Below are 25,538 nucleotides of genomic sequence, written 5' to 3'. Positions count from 1 at the left end.
AGAAGTGAAAATGCACACTGCTTTCATTGGGATAATACCACTTTAGTTTTCAATTGGTGAGGATATATTCAGTCATACGTACACGCAACTGATATTAATGAAATTTCCCTAAAATCGAATAATTTCATTTTGAATCAAAGCGTTATAATCACAAAATAAAGCCTACTGTTAATAATAATTATAACGGCAGGCTTTATCAATATTTATAATAATATAACATTGTAGATTATGTAGTATTTATCTTCCCCACTTGATGATTGCTGCTATATGGTTTTCTCCCGCTCCTGATGATGCAATAAGGAGATTGCTTCCATCCATCAACAATCCTTTATTTACTGCTTCAGAAAGGTTAACTGGAATTGTTGCAGAAGCAATATTGCCATACTTACTAAATGTCTGGTAAGAATTTTCTGGCTTAATGCCCACGGAATCCCTCCATGCACCATGAGCCCAGTGACATGGCTGATGAGATAGAAACAAGTCTATATCCTCTGCACTTAATTGGGACTTTTCAAATACTCTATCCAATACAAATTTCATATGCTCAACTGACCCTTTTCCAATTTCTCTTATCAAATCTTTATCAAAAGTCAATAATATTTTTTCAAGAGATGGCATATAGTGTTTACGGTCATATAATGCTGGTTGTCTTAATTGCAATGTGAATCCCTTATGATATTCACCATGTGAATTGCAGAAAGATGCTATGTAACCCTTATCATCTGAAACAGGGCCCATAACTATTGCTCCTGCTGCATCCCCTACATAACAGCCTTGATAATCACTAAAGTCAATCATAGGTGAGTTAAATGCTGAGGTTATTATTAGAATTTTTTTAAATTCTCCTGTTGCTATTAAGTTTGAAGCCATAACCACCATCGTCACAAAGCTTGAACAGCAAGTATCTATTGTCCATGCTCCAGCTTTTTTTAAGCCTAACTTATGTTGTACTATACATGCATTACCTGGCAGAATTTCGTCTTGCATCATAGATTGAACCATAACTAAATCAATTTCATCCGCTGATACACCTGCAACTTCCATTGCTTTTTTACCTGCTTCAGCTTCCGCGTCAGACGGGAGCATTCCTTCTGGGAAAACTCTTCTCTCTTCGATGTTTTCAAAAGGATTTTTGCCTTCTTTTAGATCCAAAAACTTAATGTTGTTCCAAAAATCATTTTTTCTAACCTCCTGAGGTATAACCGAAGCCACCCCTAGTATCCCTGCTGATAATAATGATTTGTTCATCATGACCTCCTAACATAACATTTTTTGTTAAATTTTATTATTTACAGGCTAATATACATTTTTTATTGTTTTATCAATGTTAAGTATATTATGTCATAATTATACAATTGCTTCTTATTTTTTACAAGCACTTTGTTAAATTTTGTCGTTTGCTATACATATAAATCATAATATGGATTTATAAATAAAATACTTATACTGAAAGTTTCACAGATGCAGAAAACACCTTAAAAACAGAGAGCCATCATCTGTTAAGCAATTGGCCCTCAAATAAAGCTTAAGTTTGTAATTCTATTCTAACCATTGACATAGAAACTAAATTTCAGTTTGCAGTTCTATCCCAACCAGTGAAATAGAACCTAAATTTCAGTTTACAGTTCTGCCACAACTATTGATATTGAAACAAAAAATATGCTCCCCTGATAGTGACAACTTTTATCATTTCTACTGTCTACTACAAGGGGAACATATTAGTAAAAAACAATTAGCCATATAATAAAATTTTTCAATATTCTGTTCTACCCAAACTATTAATAATAAACCTAAAATATAACCCAATCTTAAGACTCTGAATTATTGGTATAAACTTCAACATACTCAATAAACTGATTAACCGATAAAGGCTTAGAATATATAAAGCCCTGTACTACATCACACCCTATCTCTCTTAAAAAGTTTACTTTTTCACTGTCTTCAATACCTTCAGCAACAATCTTCATTCCTAAGCCCTTAGCCATCGTAACCACACTTTTAATTACAGAATTATCACGTTGTTTGTTATTTGATTCTTTAAAAAACAGTCTGTCCATCTTAATTACATCTACAGGTAATTCTTTAAGCAGGTTAAGTGATGAACTCCCAGCACCAAAATCGTCTAAGGCACATGAGAAACCGCTTTTCTGGAGTCTTTCCATAATATTTTTAAAGGTGTCATAATCTTCAAAGACAGCACTTTCGGTAAATTCAATTTCAATTGCTCCATCAGGAATGTTATATTTGTTCTTAATAGATATATAATATTCAATAAAATCTTCATATTCTAAATCTATTTTCGAAACATTAACAGCAATTCTTATATTTTTGCACCAATCTTCCTCTATATGCTTACTTATAAATCTACAAGTAAGTTCCATAATATGACGATCCAATTTAGCAATAAATCCATTTTTCTCAAAAGCCGGAATAAATGTTCCTGGGTAAATAATTGTTCCGTCTGATTTTATCCATCTCACAAGGGCTTCTGCACTTAATACTCTATCCTTCATCTGTATATAGTGCTGTGGCTGCAAATATATCTGAAATTCATTTTTTTCAATTGCTTCCTCAAAGGATCGAATAATTTCTGTTTCTTCAATGAATTTGTCACGCATTTTTTCATCATAGATAACAAGCCTTTTTGCATCGTCTAAACCTGTTTGAAGTGCAAAATTTGCTCTTTCAATCATATCTTTAACAGAATATTTATTTTGATCCTTACATAAATAAATACCACAACTAATTTTCATTGAATAATCTGACTTTATCCTAAGTTCATATTCATCAATAGCCATATTAAATTTTAAAACCCAATTTTCAATATCGCTAATTTGTGAATATGTAAAAAATACTACATATTGTCTGTCAGAATATTTGGTAACTATACTGTCTTTAGGCAAATGAATATCAATAAGTTCTCCCAAGTGCTTAATAATATCATTTCCCTTTTGACGTCCATATATATTTAAATACAATTCATAATTCTGTATTTGAATACTAATAAATGCATATTTATCACATGCGTTATTTTTAAATTTTTTATCAACTTCTGTTTCAAAATATGTCTTGTTCAATATTTTAGTTAGTACTTTATTTTTGTTTAAGCTTCTAAACAAGAACTTTTGACTATACATCTGCTTATCTGCATCTGCTATAATTTCGCTAAGGGTTCTATTTTCAGTAGGCAATGCCAAGGTACCTCCAAGACTAACAGAGATATTTATTGGCATATCATATAAATCCTTTGCCGTTTCAACATAGTCATTAATCTCGTTTATCAAATCATTTATATGGTTATTCTCATAATCCCCTGCTAATAAAAGAGTAAATTCATCTCCGCCAGTACGAAATGCCATTCCCTTAAGCTTTTTTATATTAATCTGATTTTCCAAAGCATCTGCTAGAATACGAAGAGCCTTGTCACCCCATTCATGTCCATAACAGTCATTAATTGTTTTTAAATTGTTAATATCACCAACTATACAAATTAAATTTTGACCTGAGTTCTTAGCATTCTCATAAACACTCAGAGCATACAACTCGAAGCCATTTCTGCTATAAATACCAGTAAGTAAATCCTTTACAGCATAACGCTCTAATTTTACATACATTTCGTGTAAAGCATGTTCCTGTCTTTGAGCCTGCAGTGCACTATCTAAAATATGAACCCAATGGCGATAATTACGATTTAAAAACTCTGGCTGGCCCTCAAAGCAAATTACAGTATATCCAAAAACTATTCCATAAAAATGCAGCGGCATAAAATAGTAAATCATTGTTTTTTCTCTTTGCCTGTTTATATATGGAAGCATCTGCAACTTGGAAAAACTCTTTACTGTTGGATAATTATCAGCTTTGTTTTTGCGTTCCTCAACTAATATAATATTGTCCGAATATATATCTTCTTCATCCTGTTTGTCCAACCAATTTTCATTAAGGCAAATATATAAGTCACTATAATTGCCTAAATTCCATAAATAAGCTTTACATCTCTCAAAGCAATCCTCAGGATTATCTAAAGAGAGCAAGTCTTCCATCATAAAATTATATTTTATAAAATGATTTTCAAAGGAGTTGATTTCTGCATTTTTCCAAACATCATAAGTTAGAGGAATATTTATCTCCTGGTGAGGAGTTTCACATCCACATGTATTCCATATAACAAGTTTTGAATACTCATCCTTTTGTTCAGGAAGTGCAGCGTTGTATAATATATTGTATATTTTACGGACTGCTGTTTCTCCAAGGGCTCTTCCCGAACGCAAGGTGGAAGTTATGTAGAAATTTTCTTTTACATTGCGGTCGGTTGCATCATATCCAGTCACTATAATATCTTGGGGTATGCGGATTCCTCTTTTGGTTAATTCCTCATAAACATCAACTGCCATTAACTGGTTTGCACAAGCAATTGCCTGTGGAAGCTTTTCTCTTTTTAGGAGTTCTTCAACCATAACTCCTGTACAGTTATAGTAATAAGTACCTTCAAAAATAAGAGACTCATCTATCTCAATTTGCCGCTCCTCTAAAACTTCCTTGTATGCTTTAAGCCTATTAATGGAATGTTCGTGATATAAAGGCCCTGATATAAATGCAATAGAAGTTAAGCCATGTACATCTGTCAAATGATACAACATTTGTTTCATAAGAGTTTTGTCATCAAATTTGAGAGTGGGAAAATAGTCGCTATCATAATCAAGACATATTACTGGTCCATTAAATTCATTGCGGACTCTATCCTCAATTTGCCTAGCAACTCCTGGTATGCACAAAGATTCAGGAACCATTAATATTGCATCAAGTTCCTTGAAATTGATTAGGTCGTAAATTGCGCCCTCACCTTTAATATACCTAAATTGACCCATTGTTTGGTTAAAATTTGTAAACACAAACAAATCAAAATCTAATTTTTTAGCCTCATTCGCAATACCAGTTAACAAAGTCATACAATGAGGTGCTTCTGCCTCTCCAATTAATACACCAATTCGTTTTCTCATAGGTTTATCCATGTCTAGTACTTAATGTTTAAAAAAGTACTAGTATGAAATCAAATCCCCCTTTTTATTCAACATATAGCTTCTTAATCACTTTTATACAGCAATTTGCATTGTTTCATCTATTAAAGTTGGTCCTAACAGCTTGCATTGAATATATTTAAAAATACATTCAAAACTAATTAAATGTGGTTACTTTATTCAACCCTTTAAATAAAGCATTGCGAATGAGACTTATATAAGTCTTATGCAATAAATTACCACATATTTCAAAATATTGTAAAATATCTCTAAATTACTGTAAATTTTACTTATATTTAAATTTTATCACAAATAGTAAAAATATCATATAGACATTTTATACCACCATTTTTATTGAACTAACTTAACTTTCGTTTTATTTTTACAAAGCTTAACTTAATTTTTTAAAGTAGTGCAATAATTATTCAATATATTATAAAAAACTGTATATAATTAAGTTATTATTCTTCTTTTATGTTGTATTTATTTTAATTTTATCATAAAACATCTTACTTTTCTTCACTATATTTTTTAAATAATACTTTTTACTTTTCTAAACTTTCAATTCAGCTTATTTTCTTCTTTTAGCAAACTCATCATTCCAACTGTAAGATTTATAATAATTTCTGCCATAAAATAAGGGGGTTTTTTCAAATCATCATCAAGCCATTTCTGTACTATACCAACACAGCCTGTAATAGTAAATGAATATATATATTCTGCATCTTCCTTAGAAATCTTAGTGTTATCAGTTAACTCGGAAATAATTAAATCATATACAAGCATCATTAATTTTTTCTGAAAACTAAAGTCTCCACGTTCACTCAGCAACAATTTACACAGTTTTGCATTTTCTTTTATGTATTCAAAGGTTTTTTCAGCCAAAAGAATAGCATTCATCTCACTATTTTTTTGACCAAATGCCATAATATGCTCGTTTATATTATTTAGCAACTCATCCTCTATTTTTCGAAGTAAATCATATTGATCGTTGTAATGAGAATAAAATGTGGCACGATTTATATCCGCAACCTCACAAATTTCTTTGATAGATATTTGTGATATGTCTTTTTGTTCAAGAAGGTTTATCAAGCTTTCTTTTAATACCATCTTTGTGTATTTTACTCTTCTATCGACTTTTCCGTTATTCATTTTGTTCATACCCTTCCTCTCTTGAAAAATACTTCGTTTGTACCTATAGTTACTTGTCTAATAAATTCACAAAAATCTGCTCATAGCTTATTATGTGTAAAAAATTTAAAAATTGTATATTTTTTACTATTTAGGATATGAGCTGTATAAAACAATACATTATTTTTATTGAATTACATATTATTAAAATCAGATTATATAAGCTTTTTTAGAAAAACCAAAACTTAATGATAATAAATTTAATTTTATAAGTTAATTACTAAACACTTTTATAAAAAATGTTTAACAACTAACATTTTAAAAATATTTGTATGTTGAATTCCAATCACAACGTTATTAAACTATACATATGACATTTTGTCAACACAGTGTATAATAAACAAAAACAAGGAGGATATGTAGTGGTTAATTTTTCTCATGCAATTATCAGATACAAGAAAACCATTCTATTAGTGTTTTTGTGCGTCGCATTATTAAGTGCACTTATATCACTCAATGTTTCTGTCAACTACGATATGGTAGATTATCTACCAAAAGATGCGCAGTCTACAAGCGCAATAAAAATAATGCAGGAAGAGTTTGGTGGTGAAACAGCAAATGCAAGAGTTATGCTTACAAATGTGTCAATACAGGAAGCACTTCAATACAAGCAGAAAATTTCCGAAATTGAAGGAGTTACATCTGTAAGCTGGCTTGACAATATAGTAGGTTTAGATACGCTGCAAACTACGCCACTTGAATTTTTAGACTCATCCATTGTTAAAAACTATTATAAGGACAAAAATGCCTTGCTTACTCTGTCTATTGAATCCGGCAAGGAATCAGTTGCAGTAAATGCTATATATGAACTAATAGGAGAAAATAATGCTGCTGCGGGAGACGCCGTAAATGCAGCTGAAACCCAAGCTATGTCAGTGTCTGAAGTAATGAATGCGATGTTTATATTACTTCCGATAATTATAATTATTCTAATAATTTCAACAACCTCATGGATTGAGCCATTACTGTTTTTGTTTACTATAGGTATAGCAATAGTTATCAATATGGGAACAAATATTATATTTGGTGAAATATCCTTTATAACACAGACTGTGAGTCCTATTCTGCAACTGGCAGTTTCCTTGGATTATGCAATTTTTCTGCTTCACAGCTTTAGACATCATCGTATGTCACATGAACCACAACAAGCCATGCTATTTGCCATAAAAGAGTCTATACCCACTGTTGCAGCAAGCGCAGCTACAACAGTAGTAGGTTTTGCTGCACTAATTTTTATGCGCTTTGGTATAGGTGCAGATTTAGGAATTAACTTGCTAAAGGGTATTATTTTAAGCTTTATTTCCGTTATGGTATTTCTGCCTGCTTTAACTATGATTTCTTATAAAGCTATAGATAAAACCAGTCACCGCAAACTAATTCCAGAATTTAAGAAACCAGGCAATTTGTTAATAAAAGTAAGAATACCATTTTTAGTACTTGCACTATTTGTAGTGATACCTAGTTTTCTAGCTCAATCTCAAACTGAATTTATATATGGAATGAGTAGTATTACTAGTGCATCTCGTGTTGGAAAGGATACCGCTTTTATAGAAGAAAAGTTCGGAAAGGAAAATGTACTTGTAATACTTGTTCCAAAAGAAAATGCAGGTAAACAATCCGAGTTTTGCAATGTACTTTCAGAAATTCCTCATGTAACAAGTGTTGTTTCCTTTGTTACAGCTGTCGGTTCAGAAGTGCCACCTGAATTTGTCCCAAAGGAAGTTGTAAAAGAATTCTATTCAGAGAATTACGCCAGAATTATTCTATACACAGACACAGCTGAGGAAGGAGAAACTACTTTTGACTTGGTTCAAACTGTTCTTGATAAGGCTGCAATGCATTATGATACTTATTTCCTAGCAGGACAGAGTACTACCTTGTTTGATATGAAGAGTATTGTTTCTACAGATACAAAGGTAACTAACCTTGTGGCAATACTAGGTATAGTTCTGGTATTACTAGTAACCTTCCGTTCGACCATTTTACCCTTGCTATTACTTTTCACAATCGAAACAGCTATTTGGATAAATTTATCTTTTCCTTATTTCACAGATAAACCCCTAAGCTTTATTGGATACTTAATAATAAGTACTGTACAGCTAGGAGCAACGGTGGACTATGCCATTTTGCTCACTAACGCATATATGAATAATAGAAAAATCCTTTCTAAGAAGGATGCAATGCAAACAACATTAACCAATAATTTGGCAGCCATACTTACATCTGCTGTAATCCTTGCATCTGCAGGATTTACATTAGCATTTACTACAAGCAATCCAATTATATCCGAACTAGGAACACTTCTAGGTAGAGGTACTCTGCTTTCAGTAACAATGGTAGCATGTGTATTACCTGCTCTACTAATCTTATTAGATAAGTTTTTCCGCAAAAAACAAACACAATACAATAAAGAATTAAAATTACTAGGAGAGTGATTAACTTGAAAAATAAATTAGTAGAAAAAACAATATTTAAAAAAATATTATCCCTTATGTTAGCATTTTCATTACTCTTTATGTCAGTTATGCCAGCATCAGCAATAGATACTCCATCACTAAAAGAAGAAGTAGTCTATGGTATCCTTGGCTTAGATGGAAACATTAAAGACCTCTATGTTGTTAATATATTTAATGGCGGCGCTATAACTGATTATGGCAATTATTCTGACATTCGCAATTTGACTACCTCTGAAAAAATAAATCAAAATGGAAGTCAAATAACTGTAAATACCACAGCTAAAAAATTCTACTATCAGGGAACTCTAGAAAATAAAGAGTTGCCTTGGAATATAGCACTAAAATATTTTTTAGATGGGAATGAAATTTCCGGCGCTTCACTTGCTGGAAAGAGCGGTAAGTTAACAATTTCAATGTCAGTAAAACCAAATAATAAAATAAATAGTACCTTCTTTAATAACTATGCGCTTCAAATTGCCCTTTTGCTTGATAACAAGTTATGCTCCAATATTCAAGCAGATAATGCCACCTTTGCTGAAGCAGCGGGTAAAAAGCAGCTTACTTATACAGTTTTACCAGGTAATGATATTGATATTAAAGTAACAGCAGATGTTAAGGATTTTGAAATGGATGCTATTTCAATTAACGGAATAAAAATGAATCTAGATATGACATTTGACAGTTCAGAGTTTACTGGACAGATTTCAGAACTTACTGCTGCAATTAAAGGTCTTGACAGCGGTGCTGCCGAATTGCTGGACGGGCTAAATCAATTATCTAGCGGAATGCAAAAATACACCGATGGAATGAAAGCCTTTACAGGCGGACTCGGGCAACTTTCAAGCGGAGCAGATAAGCTGAATACAGGTACAGCAGCACTAAAAAATGGTTTGAATGAAATAACAAAACAAAATGATTTATTACTTAATGGTGCTCTGGTAATACAAAAGGCAACCTTTGACTCAGTAAATGAGCAGCTTAGCGGAATGAAGCTAGGTCTTCCTACACTTACACCAGAAAATTACAGCGCTGTATTATCCTCCATTCCCAATCTTGAAGCTGTTAAAAAGCAGCTTGACGGCACGGTACAGTTTACACAGGGCTTAAAGGGTTATTTAGACGGTGTTGCACAGTTAAGTGCTGGTGCATCAGATTTAGCAAAGGGTACCTCTGAATTTAAAGGTTCCGCTTCCCTAATAGCAACCTCGGCAAATGAACTTTATACATCTGTTGCAGAACTAAATAAAGCCATTAAAAAATACGAGATGGTCTTACTTCATATAAAGCTGGAACACAAAAGCTTAAAGTAAGCACTTCAGGCATAGGCTCAGAAATAGATAAAAGGGTTGACGAATTAATCAGCGGTATTTCTGGTAATGGCGATAAGGTAGTATCCTTTGTGTCAGATAAAAATACCAATGTTTCAGCAGTACAGTTTGTTCTGAAAACAGAATCAATATCTATAACAGAGCCTTCTAAGTCAGTAGAAGTCAAACCTGTAAAGTTGAACTTTTGGCAAAAGCTATTAGCACTGTTTGGACTTTATAAAAGCTAATTCTCAGGTCTTTTCTAAGTAAAACAAATCCAGAAACACCTGTAATACGGTATTTCTGGATTTATTTTTATACTAGATTAGCTATAAATTTATATATCTACTTTCATATATTCATCAAATTCCTTTTTAATTTCAGCTGAAGGTTCTCTGGTTAATAAACTCACTACAAAAATCACTACCGCAGATATTATAAATGCAGGTAATAACTCATATAGATTAATGTATGATTTAATAAATGTTCTCCATACTATTACTGCTATTCCTCCAGATAAAATTCCGGCAATAGCTCCTTGCCAATTCATCCTCTTCCAATACAGTGACATTAATATTGCTGGTCCAAAAGCAGCTCCAAATCCAGCCCATGCATATGCAACCAAGTCAAAAACTGAACTGTCAGGATCACTGGCAATAACAAATGCTATAATAGCAACAACTAAAACACTAAATCTGCTTATCCAAGTCATTTGTTTTTCACTTATATTCTTAAAAATATTCTTGCAAATATCCTCAGATATAGCTGATGATGTTACTAGAAGCTGGGAATCTGCGGTACTCATTATTGCAGCTAAAACTGCTGTTAAGAGTAATCCAGCAATAATAGCAAGCCCCGGACCCTTTAATAAATGCTGAACCATATATATAAATATTTTTTCAGCATCCAATCCAGCTGCTTCTTGAGGTGAAACAACAGTAGAAATATATGCTCTGCCAATTACACCCAATAATACTGCTGCACCAAGAGAACAAACTACCCATACAATGGCAATCCTTCTAGCAGGTTTAATATCTTTTGAGTGTTTAATACCCATAAATCTAGTTAGAATGTGTGGCTGACCAAAATAGCCTAGTCCCCATGCAGCAATGGATAATATACCTAAAAGTCCAAAACCTTCAAATCCTGTCCATTCAGCCAATCCAAATCCTTCTGGAACTTTAGCAATTGAAGCCGCCAACTCAAAAGTCGCATCACTTCCACCCATTTTAATAACAGCAATAATTGGTAATGCAATAATAGCAAAAAACATCAGTATACCTTGAATTAAATCAGTCCAGCACACTGCCAAAAATCCACCCATGAATGTATATGATACTATTACAAACGCACCTATCAGAAGCGCCCATATGTAATCCAATCCAAAAACAGTATTAAAAAGTTTAGCTCCTGCAGAAAATTGAGCTGCTGTATATATTAAAAAGAATACAACTATAAAAACTGCAGAAATCATTTTTATTATATGTGTTTTATCCTTAAAGCGATTTTCCAAATATGTAGGTATAGTTATAGAATTATTACTATACTCAGAATATTTTCTCAATCTCTTAGCTAATATAAGCCAATTTAGATACGTTCCTACAGCTAACCCCAAAGCAGTCCAAAAAGCCTCTGCCATTCCATAATTCTTTGTAAGCAGAAAAGCTGTTCCAGGCAAACCCATAAGCAGCCAACCACTCATGTCAGAAGCTTGGGCACTCATAGAAGTTACCCAAACATTTAAATTTCTTCCCCCCAAAAAATAATCAGTTTGACTCTTATTTTTTTTGTAAAAATAAATACCCACTCCAAGCATACACATTAAGTAAATAAATAGAACTACAGCATGAATTATTACTTCCAAAATTTTTACACTCCTTTACATTAATTATTTTTTGCTAATTAATAATGGTGTAACCGTTGATAATATTACATTCAAGATATATAACTTTACATTTTGTCCTCAAACCCGAATAATGTCATTCAAAAATTTGTATCTATAAAAGTTATCCACATTTATGTAAAATTCATTCTGCAATAATCATATCCATGCCTTTCATAAGGGCAAAAACTCAAATTAAGTAACGGCATGAGGCCGGTTCCCCATTACTTCACTGCTTTGCTCTTTTTTGTATATGAATAATTATACATGAATGTCTATAATTTTACTACTATGTATTTTATTTAATTAATTACAAATCAACTGAAAAACCGATACAATCATAAAAATTCAGAATTTAGGCTAAAGTCTATTTTTATAGCAATTAGAAATAAAGCTGCATTTTTAACCAACTTAAAGAATATTTCATCTAAGGAAGATATATTAACACAGGAGATTTCTTAACAAAGTATATATTATAACAAAGAAGATATTTTAACAAAAAAGATATTAATTTTGCAAAAGAGATGAACCAAAAAAGCAGGGCTAAATTAATGTACTAATCTCCAAGTTAGATTATAGTCTAACTTTTTGGTTGGGTACAGATACATCAATTTACCCTGCTTTTCACTAATATCTCATTATACTATAGTTTCAGCTGCTATCACATTACCATTTTTATAGCTGCTACGCTTGCATCTTATCTTTTATTTTATCTTTTATGTTTTGTCCATACTTATACTAAATAAAATAACTTATACCGAAACATTAAAAGTTTCTATTTGTACATTTTCATTAGAAATATCATAAAGTACACCATTCTTATATCCAATGCTCAAATTTAAATCCGGAATTTCTGAAAAGTTTACCTTTGATAACTTCTGTAACAAACTATTAAAATATAAGTAGGCACTACCTTTAAATTCGTTTGGTACCGCTTTAGTTGTTTTAAGAGATTCCTTATATATGTCTAAAGCATTAATACCTTCCTTATTAATAAATTTATTGTCAACTTGTATAAAATTCCTCAAATCTAATCCCGTTACATTCTGAAAATCTTTTAATGCACGATACTTTGTTCTCACATTATCAGATATATTGGTTGAACAATTATGTAAAATATGAAAAAATAACTGTCTAGAATTATCACCATTATTAAGAGCCTCTTCTAACTGTCGTATAAGTTCTTCGTCTTCTATCCCTAACACCTTTAACTGATACTCAAATGGGTCGATTGTTAAATATAAATTGTCAGATGGAGCAAGGCTTATGCCAAATTTAGAAAGAATGTTTTGAAACTGTAAATTTACCATCTGACGGTTATAGCTTTTCATATCTGATTCTGAGGGTTCGCTAACTGCACCTGATAAATGCGGATCATTTAAATTTCCGCCTCCAGATAAACACCCATACAAAGTCATTTCCAATTCATTTTCATACATAGCTCGTCTTTGCGAATAAGAATAATCTTTGTATGTAGAACTGAAAAGATATTTTTGACCTAATGCATTGCTTAGTTCATCAACACTCTTATATTTTGAACGGTTAGACACTGAAGCCGAATAATAAATCTCTTCCAGTTTGCAATAAGCCTTATATACATCACTATTTTGACTATAATTTTTACTTTTAATTTCATCAGTAGTAACTTCATACTTCTTTTTCCATGCTGGAGTTTGTGGTGTTTCTGTTGTATATATGCCTTTTATATTATAATAATTAGTGTATGTAGTATTTATTCCCATCTATCAATCACCTCAGTTACTTAATTTGTGAATATCTGGTAACCTGTATCATGCAAATCATATTGCCATTTTAATGTTATTTTTACATTTTTCATTGTGGACTTAGCACTTGCCAATGCATTATATCTAAAAGACCATATTTGCTTTGCTGCAAAATTATTATTTATTGAAATGGAATAAGATCCACTTGTTGCACTCGAAACGGTTGAAGTATACCATGTCGTTGTGCTATTAGGTCTTATTTTATGATGTACATTTCCTTGGCTTGGTGACTGTGTTCCTGATGTACTTACATTAGTAACAATTGCATTATTCGGAATTGTGGAACTATTGGATAAATCTAAAGTAAGTATGGTAGAATCTACACCATTAGCATTATATGGTGAATTACCATTATTAGATGCTGTACCTGAAAAACTAAAAGTACCAGAACCTGTTCTTATTCTGTCATATGCTGAAATACTAAAATACATAGCCGATTGATAACTATTTCCCCTACTAACTACAACATAGAATGTTTGTGTTGATGATGAATCATTATCAACGTCTATATATAAAGCAGGAGTTACTCCAGTTGTATCTATTATATTAATAGGATTACTTCTACTGCTTCCTACATTTACACCAATTCCATTTTTAATTTGAACACTCATGCCTACATATGCTCTGTCAGATGATACTCTGAGGTAAATGTGCTCTTTTGCACCAACAGTAAATTTAAACCAAGATTCATCAGCATCATTTGCCATAATCGCTGTTCCTGATGAATTAATGTAACTCCAAGAGCCAAAATTATAGGCTGTAGCTTGTGTATAATTGTCAGTAATATTCGTAGCTGCAGTTACCTGCGTTTGAGGAACTAAACTTAATATAAATGCTAAAGCTAACATTAATACACGTATCTTCTTTACTACTGTTTTCATAAAACATCCACCCTTCATTTAAAAATTTTTTTATTTCTTTAAAAATCTCAATCTAAAATTAAGACTAGTGTTTTAATTTTAAATAAATAACATATAATTACACGCTAATGATTATATCGTCATCATTATGGATAATATTAACTATTTTTATAATTATTAATAAAATTTATAATCATGTCCAAACGTAGAATGGAGTGAACCCCTTTCGTTACACAAAAAACAATACATAGAAATTAATCTATGTATTGTTTTTGGTAAAAATTAATATTAGATTCAGTATCTAATAATTATATGTATAATAAAGTTTTGCGCAATGAATATTAAGTTCAAACTTTCTTTAAAAAACTATTACTCATTTTAGGTTCTGTATATCCATGATAAACCTTGATATATCAATGAAGTAGTATAATTCAAAATCAGCAGACTAATGCATATTATCTTTTAGAACTCCTTTTATTCTGATTGACGCACCCAAAACTGTGATAAAATATCCTGAACATCCTGTGGCTTGTCTTGAATAGCTTGACTCCATGACATACCATTATCTTGAGTAAAGCCCGCCATCGCCTGTATAAGCTGTTCAACCTGCGTATTAGACAATGTACTGGTGTCTTTATTGCCACTAGCTGTGTCATACTCACATATTTTGTCCTGACCGTCTCCTAGATTGAATATATATGTGTCGTTTCCATAGCCTCCTTCCAATGTGTCATTTCCTGCTCCTCCAACTATTACATCATTTCCATTCTCTCCATATATGATGTCGTTTCCTTCTCCTCCTAGAAGAATGTCATCTCCATTTGAATTACTGTTTGATTATGGATTGGTAATCAAAGAATTAGGTTATGAAAAATTGATTGATGTAAATGGATTTATTCAATATTGAAAGAGTATGGAAGCAATAGAGATGCTGTGAGTATTGCAAGCTATCTAATACAAAATTCTAACTGTGTGAATTTATTTGAAGTAGAATCTAAAGCGTTAAGTGTTGGTACAGCTAATGGTGATTTTATTATAGGAAGCATAGAATCTGACAAAATATATGGTGATGTTTTAATAGCAAATTTTTAACCCCATGACCTGCATGGGGTTATTCATAAAGTATAAATCAAATATAAAATTCTCAGATTTTTTCTCTAATAATCGGCATACTCATACATCTTGGACCTCCACGTCCTCTAGACAGTTCATATGATTCAATTTCCATAACCTCTATGTTATTTTTGCGTAAAGCATTATTTGTTATTTTATTTCTATCGTAGCAAATGACCTTTCCAGGTGAAACTGCAAGAACATTACAGCCGCAACTCCGTTGTTCTCTGCTAGCAGCGACGGAATCACCATCCCCACATTTAATTAGATTTACCGAATATAAATTAAGGTATTTCTTCAATATACTCGTTAAATTCATATTCTCATATTTTATGTTAAGTTCATTATTTTTTCCCTTGGTAATACAATAAACATTCAATGATTCCTCAATACCTGGATATATGATAAACTTGTCATAATCAGTCATTGTAACTACAGTGTCTAAGTGCATGTAAGCCCTAGTTTTTGGAATATCAAATACAAGGACAGAATCAAAACCTGCTTCTGAATTTAAAAGATTTTGAGCAACTATCTCCACAGCCATTGGACTTGTCCTCTCACTAATTCCAATAACTACAACTTTATTTGATAGAACTAAAATATCTCCTCCCTCTATGGGATGTATTTTGTCTCTGTCATACCATTTAGCTATATTTTTAAACCTAGGATGATAGTTAAAAATATACTTTGCAAAAATTGTTTCTCTGTTCCTAGTCTCATTTGACATAACATTTATTGAAATACCCTTACCTATTGATGCAAAGGGATCTCTTTGAAAATATAAATCTGGTATAGGATCAAGAAAGAAGGGATATGGGTTCTTTACCATTTCTCCAAGAGATTTGGGTATAATGTGATTTAAATCTTCTTTCCTGATTCCTGCAATGCATTTTAATACCAGTTCTTCTGGAGAGTAAGTGCTAAAGATCTCCTTTATAGCTTCTTGAAGGCTTTGGCTAACTATGTTTCCCTCAATCAAAAAATCATTTAAAAATTCTTCTTTAACTGTTGGGTCGTTTAAAATTTCAGCCATTAAACCAGTAAGATATAATACTTCTACTCCTTCACTTTGAAGAATGTCAGCAAACTGATTATGCTCTCTTCTAGCCTGATCCAAAAATAAAATTTCATCAAATGTTGGCCTTCTTACATGATTGGGGACAATATTTTCTACTTCAGCACCAGGACAATGAAGCAAAACCGATTTTAACTTACCAATTTCACTATAAACCGAAATACTTTCATCTAAAGGCATATATACCTCCACCAAAATGAATATTTTAAAATGAGATATAATCTATGACAATACTTTCATTGATATTTCTAATTTATAATTCCCTTTTTATTTTTGATTATTACTAATTTGATACTCATTAAGAAAAGCCCCAAATTGAAAAAACAGGATAGAAGTAAGAGAGTGAATATTTGTTTGCACCTACTCCTTCGATAATCCCTTATGAAGCCATATTTTCAATATATTTTTGATAAGCCTCAAAGCCTTTTAAATCAGCAAAAGATACTTTGTTTTCCTTAACATAGTACTTGCTGAAATGAGTAGTGTAAAAAGTCACCATTTTAGTATCAGAATTATAAACTCCCTGCATATTTTCAAGCGTTCCATCATTTCCAATAAAGTAAACTGTTATATTATTACCGTTTTCTCCATCTTTTAGTGTGTAAGGAATTGAAAATTTTATAGGTGTCTTTGGATTACTCCATGATGCTTGTGTTCCATTTATAGTCAAAGAAATATCTATAATAGGCGCATTTCCTACTATTTCTGCAGCTTTCGCAATTCCTTGTCATTCTCAAAAGTTATTCTCATCGTATACCACCTAATTAAAAAAATTTATTTATATCTCCACTTTTACCATAATGCATCCATTTGTCTATTCGTTTATGTAAATAATAACCTTAATACTTTTGGTTATGTTATTAAATTTGAAATCAACTTCTAATCCTAAATAATCTACGTAAATATATCACCTATGAGCACCAGTAAGATTAATACGTTCAATTCAACATAAATCAATGTGCAAAAAGACTCCCTTTATAAGGAAGTCTTTAATTATTAAGTCTTTAAAGCTTTGTATAATTTATTTTGCACTATCTAAGTAAATCAAATTTAACTTGATTTATTTCTTGCCTATTAAAATTATTTCCCAGTTAATCTTGTTAAATTCCGCTTGTATAAGCACTTACAACGTTTATAATATCAGAAAGAATTACCCACACTTACTAAACCCACAATATCTGCATATCACACAGCCACCTTCATGTTCAACGGGTTTGCCACATTCAGGGCATGCTCCTACAGAATCTATTGCGGCAATATTTTTGTCTGGATTTGAACATTCCGCCTGCATTGTGCATACAGAACATTCAACTCCGCATTCAAGCTCTTCCTCTTCATCTGATACTGTTCTTGCCGTTGGTCTTTGCAGAAGACTGTATTCTGTTAAAACCTCTTCTGTAATTGCCTCTTCATCCTTTCCGTTTTGAATTTTGGCAACCTTCTCAATTAATCTGCCTATTGCATCAGGACAAGACAGTACTTTTAAACCTTTTTGCCTAATTGTAGACGGACATCTGATTCCCTTTAGCTGTTCAACTATAGACATTACATCCATTCCTGAACGAAGTGCAACAGAAATTAATCTACTTGTTGCTTCTGACTGTGAAGGACATCCTCCTGCACGACCAGTGTTAGTAAACACCTCGCAAATACCATTATCATCATAATTAACAGTAATATATAAATTTCCGCAGCCAATTTTAACCTTTTCGGTAAAGCCAGTTGTAATATCAGGTCTTGGTCTTGGTTCAATTCCATAACTATTTGCGATTAATGCTCCTTTATTGTTTTCTTTACATGAATCGCAATAAACATTCTCACCTGCTGGCAATGGCTTATTTGCTTCATTCTCTTTACCCTTAACCTTACCGATATTCAGCACCTGCAAATCACGGCTGCCGTCCCTATAAATAGTTACGCCCTTGCAATGGGTTTTATAGGCAAGAACAAATACTTCTCTAACATCATCAGTTGTAGCATCATGTCCCAAATTTACTGTCTTTGAAACAGCATTATCAGTATGCCTTTGGAATGCTGCCTGCATTTTGACATGCCATTCCGGTAAAATATCATGAGCAGTAACAAATATATTCTGAACCTTTTCCGGAACCTCTGCCAACCCCTTAACAGTACCAGCTTTAGCTATTTTTTTCATCAATTCATCAGAGTAGAATTTTTCTCTTATTGCAGTATCCTTGAATACTCTATTTACCTCTATCAATTCGTTATTGTCCATAACATTTCTGATATATGATATTGCAAAATTTGGTTCAATTCCGCTTGAAACTCCAGCAATCAAACTCAGAGTTCCTGTAGGGGCAATAGTTGTAACAGTCGCATTTCTCAGCTTTATGCCCTTTTCTGCGTAAATGCTATCCTCATAATATGGGAATACACCCTTTTGTTCAGCTAATTCCTGAGAAGCCTTTTGTGCGTTCTCCTGAATAAAGCCCATAACCTTATCTGCTAAGTCAATTGCTTTTTGTGAATTATATGGAATTCCTAATGAACAGAGCATATCAGCCCAGCCCATTACTCCCAAGCCAATTTTCCTTGTACCCCTTGTCATTTTATCTATTTCTGGTAAAGGATATTTGTTAACATCAATAACATTGTCAAGGAAATGCACTGCTTTCTTCACTGTGGCTGCTAGTTTATCATAATCCAACTGTTTTCCATCCTCAGTCAGCATATTATATAAATTAATTGAACCCAAATTACATGCTTCATATGGCAGCAGCGGCTGTTCACCGCATGGATTAGTACTTTCTATTTCGCCCAGTTTTGGTACAACATTATCTATATTTAATCTATCTAGAAAAATAATACCAGGTTCACCATTCTTCCATGCCATTTCAACAATGGTATTAAATACGCTTTTAGCATTTAATTTGCCTGCAGTCTCTTTAGTCTTTGGATCCACAAGTTCATAATCCAAATTATATTCAACTGCCTTCATGAAATCTTCAGTAATTCCAACACTAATATTAAAATTAGTAATCTCAGAATTATCTTTTTTACAGGAAATAAAATCAAGTATATCAGGGTGGTCAATTCTAAGAATGCCCATGTTAGCACCACGACGAGTTCCGCCTTGCTTAACTGCTTCAGTAGCAGCATTAAAAACCTTCATAAAGCTAATAGGTCCACTAGCAACTCCACCTGTGGAATTTACTGTTGCACCTTTTGGTCTTAACCTTGAAAAGCTAAAACCTGTACCGCCTCCGCTTTTATGTATTAGTGCAGCATTTTTTATTGTTTCAAAAATACCCTCCATAGTATCTTCTATAGGTAATACAAAACACGCACTTAGTTGTCCTAAAGGCCTTCCGGCATTCATAAGTGTTGGTGAATTAGGTAGAAACTCCAAATCTGACATCATATCAAAAAATTCTTGTTCAATTTGAGCCAGCCCATCTTCGTCAGTATAATTTGCATCAGCTAATGCAATAGCCTTAGCAACTCGTCTGAACATACCCTCACAGTCCTCAAGTAAATTGCCATCCTCATCCTTAGATAAATATCTTTTTTCCAACACTTTAATGGCATTTTCAGAAAGCTTCATTTACATATCTCCTCTCACATAACTTTTGTTTTTAGTTCTTTCTCTTCTATAGTGTATTTATTATAACGCCTAGATTTAAAATAAATTCTCTTAGCTTCAGAAAAATTTCATCAATCAGAAGCATATAAACGGGGCTGGAAATATTCTCACCACTAAAAAGCAAAGCACTACCTTTCACTTATAGAAGCGGGCAACATTCTATTGCCTTATTATATGTAACATCGTATAAATTATTTAATTACAAATTTCAATGGTTTTTTACATCATAAAACAGTAATTGCCTTGTTTCTATAATCAAAAAAATTACAATATTTAGTATTGTTTTTGTACTCCAGCACAATATATTGTATCACTTATTCAATTTACAATCAATATATATAAAATATTTAGCCACCTATCTAACATATACAAGTGAAAAATCAACCATTTAATATGAATTATTGCCTCATTCTCCAATAAGAATCTTTCCCGAAAAAAAGGATAACATTTTAGTAAATGCTATCCTCATTCTTATTATATTAAACTACATATTGTTAATATTTTATTTCTTCTCAAAATATGCTTCTTGGTACTTATTTCCCGAATCCCAAAGTATCCATTCATCATAACCAGCATCATATACTGCTGAAATTTGCTCACGTATCTGCTTTGGTCCATAGGTCTGATAATACCCTTTTGGCAGATATTTGGCTGTAAAAGCTTGAATATATGGTCTTACCTTTGCTTTATAATCAGGTACCTCTGCTATCTTTTTCTTACCTGCTATTAACGCATTATACATGACCTTATATGGCTCTAAATCAGGTTTTGCAAAGGGTATTCCATTGATGGTCTGTCCAACCCCATTGCCCATTACACCATTTGATGCATTGGCATAATGAGATGGATAAATCATTGGGCTAATACAATATATATCCTTACCTACTTCCTCTATTATCTGCCCTATATTATTTCCATCACTTTTACTTTCAATTATAATTGCAAAAACATCGGCAGAAACAGGTACTCCCAATTCTTGATGAATTTCTTTTTCAGCTTTTGCAAGAAACCCGTTTATAGCCTGTGACTTTGCAGGTACATTTGTTCCATAATCAAAATCATTCTTCCTTCCAGTAGGGAATCTAACATAGTCAAATTGAATCTCATCAAAACCCTTTGAGACAGCCTCTTTTGCAATAGCTATATTATAGTCCCAAACTTCTTCAAAATATGGATTAGTCCAAGGATCTTTTCCATTTTCCAGCCATAGAGTTCCTTTTGGAGTCTTAATACCTAAATCAGCTCTTTTTTTAGCTAATGTTTTATCTCTGAATGTAACAATACGTCCAATAACGTAAATTCCGTTATCATGGAATTTCTTTACAAGTTCTTCAGGATTATAATACTTAGTTTCTGCTCCATATTTTTTTACAACATCTAAATTTGATTGATAATTGAGAGAACCATCTTCTTTAATATCAAGTACAACAGTATTTATTTCAGTTGTCTTTGCCAATTCTATAATCTTATCAACCTTAGCAGTTGAGCCACCAGAAGGCCCCGTTAAGTAAACCGCCTTAACCTTAATGTCTTTTATACTTGGCGATAGTTGTAAACCATTTGTTTGCTGTGGTTTTTGACTTTCTATTGTAGTATTTTCAGCTTGACCTGTAGAACTTGCTGCCTCCGAATCAGTATTTGATTTATCTGCAGGTGTTATAGCAGAATTTTCAGCTACTGACTTTGAGTCATCAGTATCTTTTGTCTGTGTTTGGTCAGATGGTCTTGTGTTTATATCAACAGCCTCGCCAGTTTTGTTGCCATTCAAAGATGATGAACATGCTGATAAAAATAAAATAGAAAAGATAGTTACAGCTATAATAGCAATTTTTGGTTTATTATTCATAAGTACCCCATCCTAAAATAATTTTGATATTCATTAGTATAAGACTGAACTTCAAATATATGTACATTTAAAACATGTCATTATAACCAATACAGGCAATATAATCATATAGTCATACAATAGTGTATTATACATAATGAATACTAAAAAATCAATGACATAAAATTGTAAAAAGGCTCATATCAGCTTATAACGCCTAGATTCAAAATGAAATTTTTCGATTGTAGATAAATTTCATTTTGAATCTAGGCGTTTCAACGATGAGGAAGAGATTCTTACCTACTAAAAACCAAATCGGTACTCGCCACTTTTATAAGTGGGATTATTTCTTCCTCTTTATAATGCTGAAATGAGCCTTTTGATTATTTTTATTAACTATAAATTTCAGTTTGCCATTATACTAACCATTGACACAAAATCTATATTTATACAAATAAAGTTTTAATCAACTGCATTTAAATGTAGAAAATATGCACTAAAAATCTTTTTGCACAATATTCCTAATTTTAAACTACGTATCCAGCAATAAGCGCTTTCCAATTATACAATTACAAAATAACTATTGCAACTTATTTGGTTTTAGAATTTTTATGTTCAACATATCTCCTGATGAGTTAACAGCTTCATGAATAATTGGTTTATTAGGGTCATCTGGATTGTCTTTCTTAATTATAAATTTCATGTTATATATATCTCCATAATACCTATTAATACCATCTGTAATTACTTGATTATCTGCTGACGTCTTTATAACAAATTGAACAGTTATTTCATCATCTTTTCTAAAGTTTCTATCTATTAATATTTGGTTCTTGCTAGATATAGTAACATAAGAATTTATATCAATAGCATTAATATCTTTTCTATTTTTACTCTTATCTGAATATTCTTTTAGCTTAGAACTAATAAGCTTTGGCTTTATACCATTTTTAGAATCCTTTTCAGAAACTATATCTGTCTTAAGCCTATACGTATTATCATTTGCAACATCAATATGAGTAATTAAATCCTTATCCAAAGAAATAGTTAGCGGCCCAGAGTCTTTATTTAACGTTATTTTAAACCAAACAGGTATATAAGTTCCTAAAACAAAATCCGCAGATCTACTGGTAGTATTGATAACTCCACATTCCCAACTCCAGTCTTCATTATTCCCTCCAATATGCATTGTTATCATTACACTTACAGTATCAGATGCATCACTTGTATCATCTTTATCATAAGCAGCAACCATTCTGTAATAAAAATTTTTACCAACACTATCACTAACTGGTGGAATAGTATCATCCAAGAATGATGTCACCGGTTCACCATTATCATTAAATGCAGCAATAGGCTCATCTGTTATACTTTCAAACTTATCATCTCTATCTGGATATTCACTTCTATATATGATATAGTATCTTGCTCCTTCGGAAGGACTCCAATTCAACAATGCTTTTGTACCTTCATAATTTTCAGCCTCAAAATTTTCTGGAGGCTCCAATTTCTTTCTTGGCATCCTTACAGAAGCACTTTTTGATTTATCACTATAAATATCAGAACCATCGATATTATATTTAGCAGATATCTTATAGTAATAATTTTTAAAGTTATGTACTAAATTAATAGAATTATCCACAAAGGTATTACCATCTGAAACTGTGCCTATATCTATGTAAATACCATACTCACTGTCACTTCTATAAACAATATATTCTACTGCACCTATAGTAGTATCCCATTCTAGCTTGACATCCTTACTATTAACCAACGTGGCAGTTAAATTACTAGGAACTGGAAGATTGATTATTGAAGCTGATGCAAAATTTGAGAATTCACTCTCTATCGTTTTTCCGTTATTCTCAATAACAGCCTTAACCTTGTAATAATAGGTTTTCTTAAGGCCCTGTGGCTCAGCATTATAATCTATAAAATTAGTTTCGATGACATCAGATTTTATTTTTGAGTAATAGCCATTCTCGCTTTCACTTCTATAAACATTATATTTCGCTGCACCTAAAGATTCATTCCACTCCAGCTTAACATTTTTCCCTATAACATATGCAGTCAAATTAGTAGGAGCCTTTAATTCAGAAACCTCCACTTCTGCAATATTAGAATCATCACTATATAATTTATCATATTTTGCAACAACCTTATAGTAATATTTCTTATTAACAGACTGATTTGGCAACTCAACATCAGTATCAGTATAATTAGTTTTATCAAAAGTTACACCAATTCTCTTATATTCACCATCTCTGCTTTCACTTCTATATACAATATAACTAGTAGCTCCGGGACAATCATCCCAAACCAATTCAACTTTGTAATTTATGTATTCTCCTTTTAAGTTTTTAGGAGCTCTAATTGTAGGATCAATTCCCCAAATTTTTACACCATCATAATAAACTGCAATATTTTGATTGTTATTAAAAGAAAAATCATTTAATAAATTGTAATGCCTTATTGATCCATATTCTGGATTTGTCATGTTTTTCTTATCAAAAGCCGGCTGAAGTCTTAAGAAATAAGCAGTATTTATTTTTTCTGTTGTCTGTTCAAAATATGTTTCGCATATATAGTCAGCCACAATTGTATTATTCTCGTCTGTCACATCAAAAGGAATCTTGAGAAAGTTCATTCTAATTGAATCCTTGGCCTGTATATTATTTCTTCCAACTGGATATTCGTAGTATGGTTCCATAGGATTTAATTTTCCGTCAGACTCTTCTGCCTTTTGCTGACCATTATTGGGAAATGTATCTTCCACTATACTTGGCTCTCCATCTATAGTGTAGAAATATCGAATCAATAATTTACTGAGTTCTAAGTCAGTAGTTCCAAGATTCTTTATATTTACCCAATTATAAATCCTTGGTACAGAACTATAATTAAAATTAGGATCTTGATTAAAGTTATAGGTGTTTATAAAATCCAACCATATAACAGGCTTTCCTGTTCCTTTAACATAAAGACTTTGTTCTGTCTTTGCAAGTAAGATATCTGACCATAGAAAGTACCCATATATACTAACCTCATATTTAAAGGTACCCTCTTCAGTTTCTGTAAAAATAAGGTTTCCGCTATAAGGAACATTTAATGTATAACTTTTAAAGGTTTCACCTGACCTAGTAATTCTCAATTCTTTTATTCCTTGAGATACACTCCAATCTATCTGCACTTTTCCATCATCATTGACATAACATCTTACCCAATTATTATTATCAGCATATGTAGGAACTGCCGTAGATATAATTATCAAACATATTAGTATAATAGAAACAACTTTTTTCAACATGTACATCATCCCCCAAATAAATCAAATAAACCCCAATTATATAAAAATTCTTAAGTAATGTAATATGTTTTAAGTAATGAAACGTGTAATAGTAACCTTCACGTGTAATAGTAACCTTCATA

The 25,538-nt window shown here is 32.0% G+C and carries 15 protein-coding genes and 1 pseudogene; 4 read left to right on the top strand and 12 right to left on the bottom strand.

The genetic code is table 11. From position 1 onward, the window contains the following. Window positions 1–237 precede the first annotated feature (237 nt). The 3 genes from EHE19_RS06795 to EHE19_RS06785 all read right to left on the bottom strand — a co-directional run bounded on the left by EHE19_RS06795 (window position 238) and on the right by EHE19_RS06785 (window position 6,176). A complete protein-coding gene (locus tag EHE19_RS06795; RefSeq protein WP_171003637.1) occupies window positions 238–1,248 on the bottom strand; it encodes a 3-oxoacyl-ACP synthase III family protein in 1,011 nt (336 codons plus the stop codon). 560 nt (window positions 1,249–1,808) lie between these two features. Beyond that, complete coding sequence (locus tag EHE19_RS06790) at window positions 1,809–4,997, bottom strand: EAL domain-containing protein (protein WP_171003638.1); 3,189 nt, start codon at window positions 4,995–4,997, stop codon at window positions 1,809–1,811. Between the two features lie 579 nt (window positions 4,998–5,576). Beyond that, window positions 5,577–6,176, bottom strand: a complete 600-nt coding sequence (locus EHE19_RS06785; RefSeq protein WP_137698867.1) for a TetR/AcrR family transcriptional regulator — start codon at window positions 6,174–6,176, stop codon at window positions 5,577–5,579. A 392-nt stretch (window positions 6,177–6,568) separates the two neighbouring features. Between EHE19_RS06785 and EHE19_RS06780 the strand changes: the two genes are divergently transcribed. From EHE19_RS06780 to EHE19_RS06770, 3 genes are all read left to right on the top strand, one after another. Next, complete coding sequence (locus tag EHE19_RS06780; RefSeq protein ID WP_137698868.1) at window positions 6,569–8,641, top strand: efflux RND transporter permease subunit; 2,073 nt, start codon at window positions 6,569–6,571, stop codon at window positions 8,639–8,641. A gap of 5 nt (window positions 8,642–8,646) precedes the next feature. Continuing rightward, complete coding sequence (locus tag EHE19_RS06775) at window positions 8,647–9,972, top strand: hypothetical protein (protein ID WP_137698869.1); 1,326 nt, start codon at window positions 8,647–8,649, stop codon at window positions 9,970–9,972. 89 nt (window positions 9,973–10,061) lie between these two features. Continuing rightward, on the top strand, window positions 10,062–10,217 hold the full coding sequence (locus tag EHE19_RS06770; protein WP_171003639.1) for a hypothetical protein: 156 nt from the start codon (window positions 10,062–10,064) through the stop codon (window positions 10,215–10,217). 89 nt (window positions 10,218–10,306) lie between these two features. Here EHE19_RS06770 and putP read toward each other — a convergent pair whose 3' ends face one another. The 4 genes and pseudogenes from putP to EHE19_RS06750 form a co-directional block, all read right to left on the bottom strand. Continuing rightward, entirely contained in the window at window positions 10,307–11,833 is a 1,527-nt protein-coding gene (gene putP / locus EHE19_RS06765; protein WP_280513967.1) for a sodium/proline symporter PutP, read from the bottom strand. 770 nt (window positions 11,834–12,603) lie between these two features. After that, window positions 12,604–13,593, bottom strand: a complete 990-nt coding sequence (locus EHE19_RS06760; RefSeq protein WP_137698870.1) for a DUF4885 family protein — start codon at window positions 13,591–13,593, stop codon at window positions 12,604–12,606. Between the two features lie 20 nt (window positions 13,594–13,613). Beyond that, window positions 13,614–14,516, bottom strand: a complete 903-nt coding sequence (locus tag EHE19_RS06755; protein ID WP_244648351.1) for a hypothetical protein — start codon at window positions 14,514–14,516, stop codon at window positions 13,614–13,616. 453 nt (window positions 14,517–14,969) lie between these two features. Continuing rightward, window positions 14,970–15,308: pseudogene (locus EHE19_RS06750) on the bottom strand (calcium-binding protein); the annotation flags it as partial. Between the two features lie 90 nt (window positions 15,309–15,398). Between EHE19_RS06750 and EHE19_RS06740 the strand changes: the two are divergent. Further along, window positions 15,399–15,587, top strand: coding sequence for a hypothetical protein (locus EHE19_RS06740; protein ID WP_137698872.1), 189 nt, complete (start codon window positions 15,399–15,401; stop codon window positions 15,585–15,587). 52 nt (window positions 15,588–15,639) lie between these two features. On the opposite strand, the gene EHE19_RS06735 is transcribed toward EHE19_RS06740, so the two are convergent. The 5 genes from EHE19_RS06735 to EHE19_RS06715 all read right to left on the bottom strand — a co-directional run bounded on the left by EHE19_RS06735 (window position 15,640) and on the right by EHE19_RS06715 (window position 25,416). Continuing rightward, the gene (locus tag EHE19_RS06735; protein WP_137698873.1) at window positions 15,640–16,863 is read right to left on the bottom strand and encodes an arginine deiminase; all 1,224 of its coding nucleotides are present in this window, start codon (window positions 16,861–16,863) and stop codon (window positions 15,640–15,642) included. Window positions 16,864–17,062: 199 nt separating this feature from the next. Further along, complete coding sequence (locus tag EHE19_RS06730; RefSeq protein WP_137698874.1) at window positions 17,063–17,353, bottom strand: hypothetical protein; 291 nt, start codon at window positions 17,351–17,353, stop codon at window positions 17,063–17,065. Between the two features lie 480 nt (window positions 17,354–17,833). After that, window positions 17,834–20,248: a vitamin B12-dependent ribonucleotide reductase gene (locus EHE19_RS06725; RefSeq protein ID WP_137698875.1), complete on the bottom strand. Its 2,415-nt coding sequence runs from the start codon at window positions 20,246–20,248 to the stop codon at window positions 17,834–17,836. A 541-nt stretch (window positions 20,249–20,789) separates the two neighbouring features. Beyond that, window positions 20,790–22,133 carry a putative glycoside hydrolase gene (locus EHE19_RS06720; protein WP_137698876.1) on the bottom strand — a complete coding sequence of 448 codons (1,344 nt, stop codon included), beginning with the start codon at window positions 22,131–22,133 and terminating at the stop codon, window positions 20,790–20,792. A 559-nt stretch (window positions 22,134–22,692) separates the two neighbouring features. After that, window positions 22,693–25,416: a cellulose binding domain-containing protein gene (locus tag EHE19_RS06715; RefSeq protein WP_137698877.1), complete on the bottom strand. Its 2,724-nt coding sequence runs from the start codon at window positions 25,414–25,416 to the stop codon at window positions 22,693–22,695. Window positions 25,417–25,538 lie beyond the last annotated feature (122 nt).

Origin of the sequence: Ruminiclostridium herbifermentans, from assembly GCF_005473905.2 — a bacterium.
GTDB classification, from domain to species: Bacteria; Bacillota; Clostridia; order Acetivibrionales; family DSM-1351; genus Ruminiclostridium; species Ruminiclostridium herbifermentans.
Note: the sequence above shows the minus strand (reverse complement) of the source record. Positions and strands in the feature narration are given on the sequence as shown.

What these genes read in the sequence shown, in the direction of transcription:
- EHE19_RS06795 (WP_171003637.1), bottom strand. Translation starts at nt 1,248, where the DNA reads ATGAACAAATCATTATTATCAGCAGGGATACTAGGGGTGGCTTCGGTT.
- EHE19_RS06790 (WP_171003638.1), bottom strand. Translation starts at nt 4,997, where the DNA reads ATGAGAAAACGAATTGGTGTATTAATTGGAGAGGCAGAAGCACCTCAT.
- EHE19_RS06785 (WP_137698867.1), bottom strand. Translation starts at nt 6,176, where the DNA reads ATGAACAAAATGAATAACGGAAAAGTCGATAGAAGAGTAAAATACACA.
- EHE19_RS06760 (WP_137698870.1), bottom strand. Translation starts at nt 13,593, where the DNA reads ATGGGAATAAATACTACATACACTAATTATTATAATATAAAAGGCATA.
- EHE19_RS06755 (WP_244648351.1), bottom strand. Translation starts at nt 14,516, where the DNA reads ATGAAAACAGTAGTAAAGAAGATACGTGTATTAATGTTAGCTTTAGCA.
- EHE19_RS06735 (WP_137698873.1), bottom strand. Translation starts at nt 16,863, where the DNA reads ATGCCTTTAGATGAAAGTATTTCGGTTTATAGTGAAATTGGTAAGTTA.
- EHE19_RS06725 (WP_137698875.1), bottom strand. Translation starts at nt 20,248, where the DNA reads ATGAAGCTTTCTGAAAATGCCATTAAAGTGTTGGAAAAAAGATATTTA.
- EHE19_RS06720 (WP_137698876.1), bottom strand. Translation starts at nt 22,133, where the DNA reads ATGAATAATAAACCAAAAATTGCTATTATAGCTGTAACTATCTTTTCT.
- EHE19_RS06715 (WP_137698877.1), bottom strand. Translation starts at nt 25,416, where the DNA reads ATGTTGAAAAAAGTTGTTTCTATTATACTAATATGTTTGATAATTATA.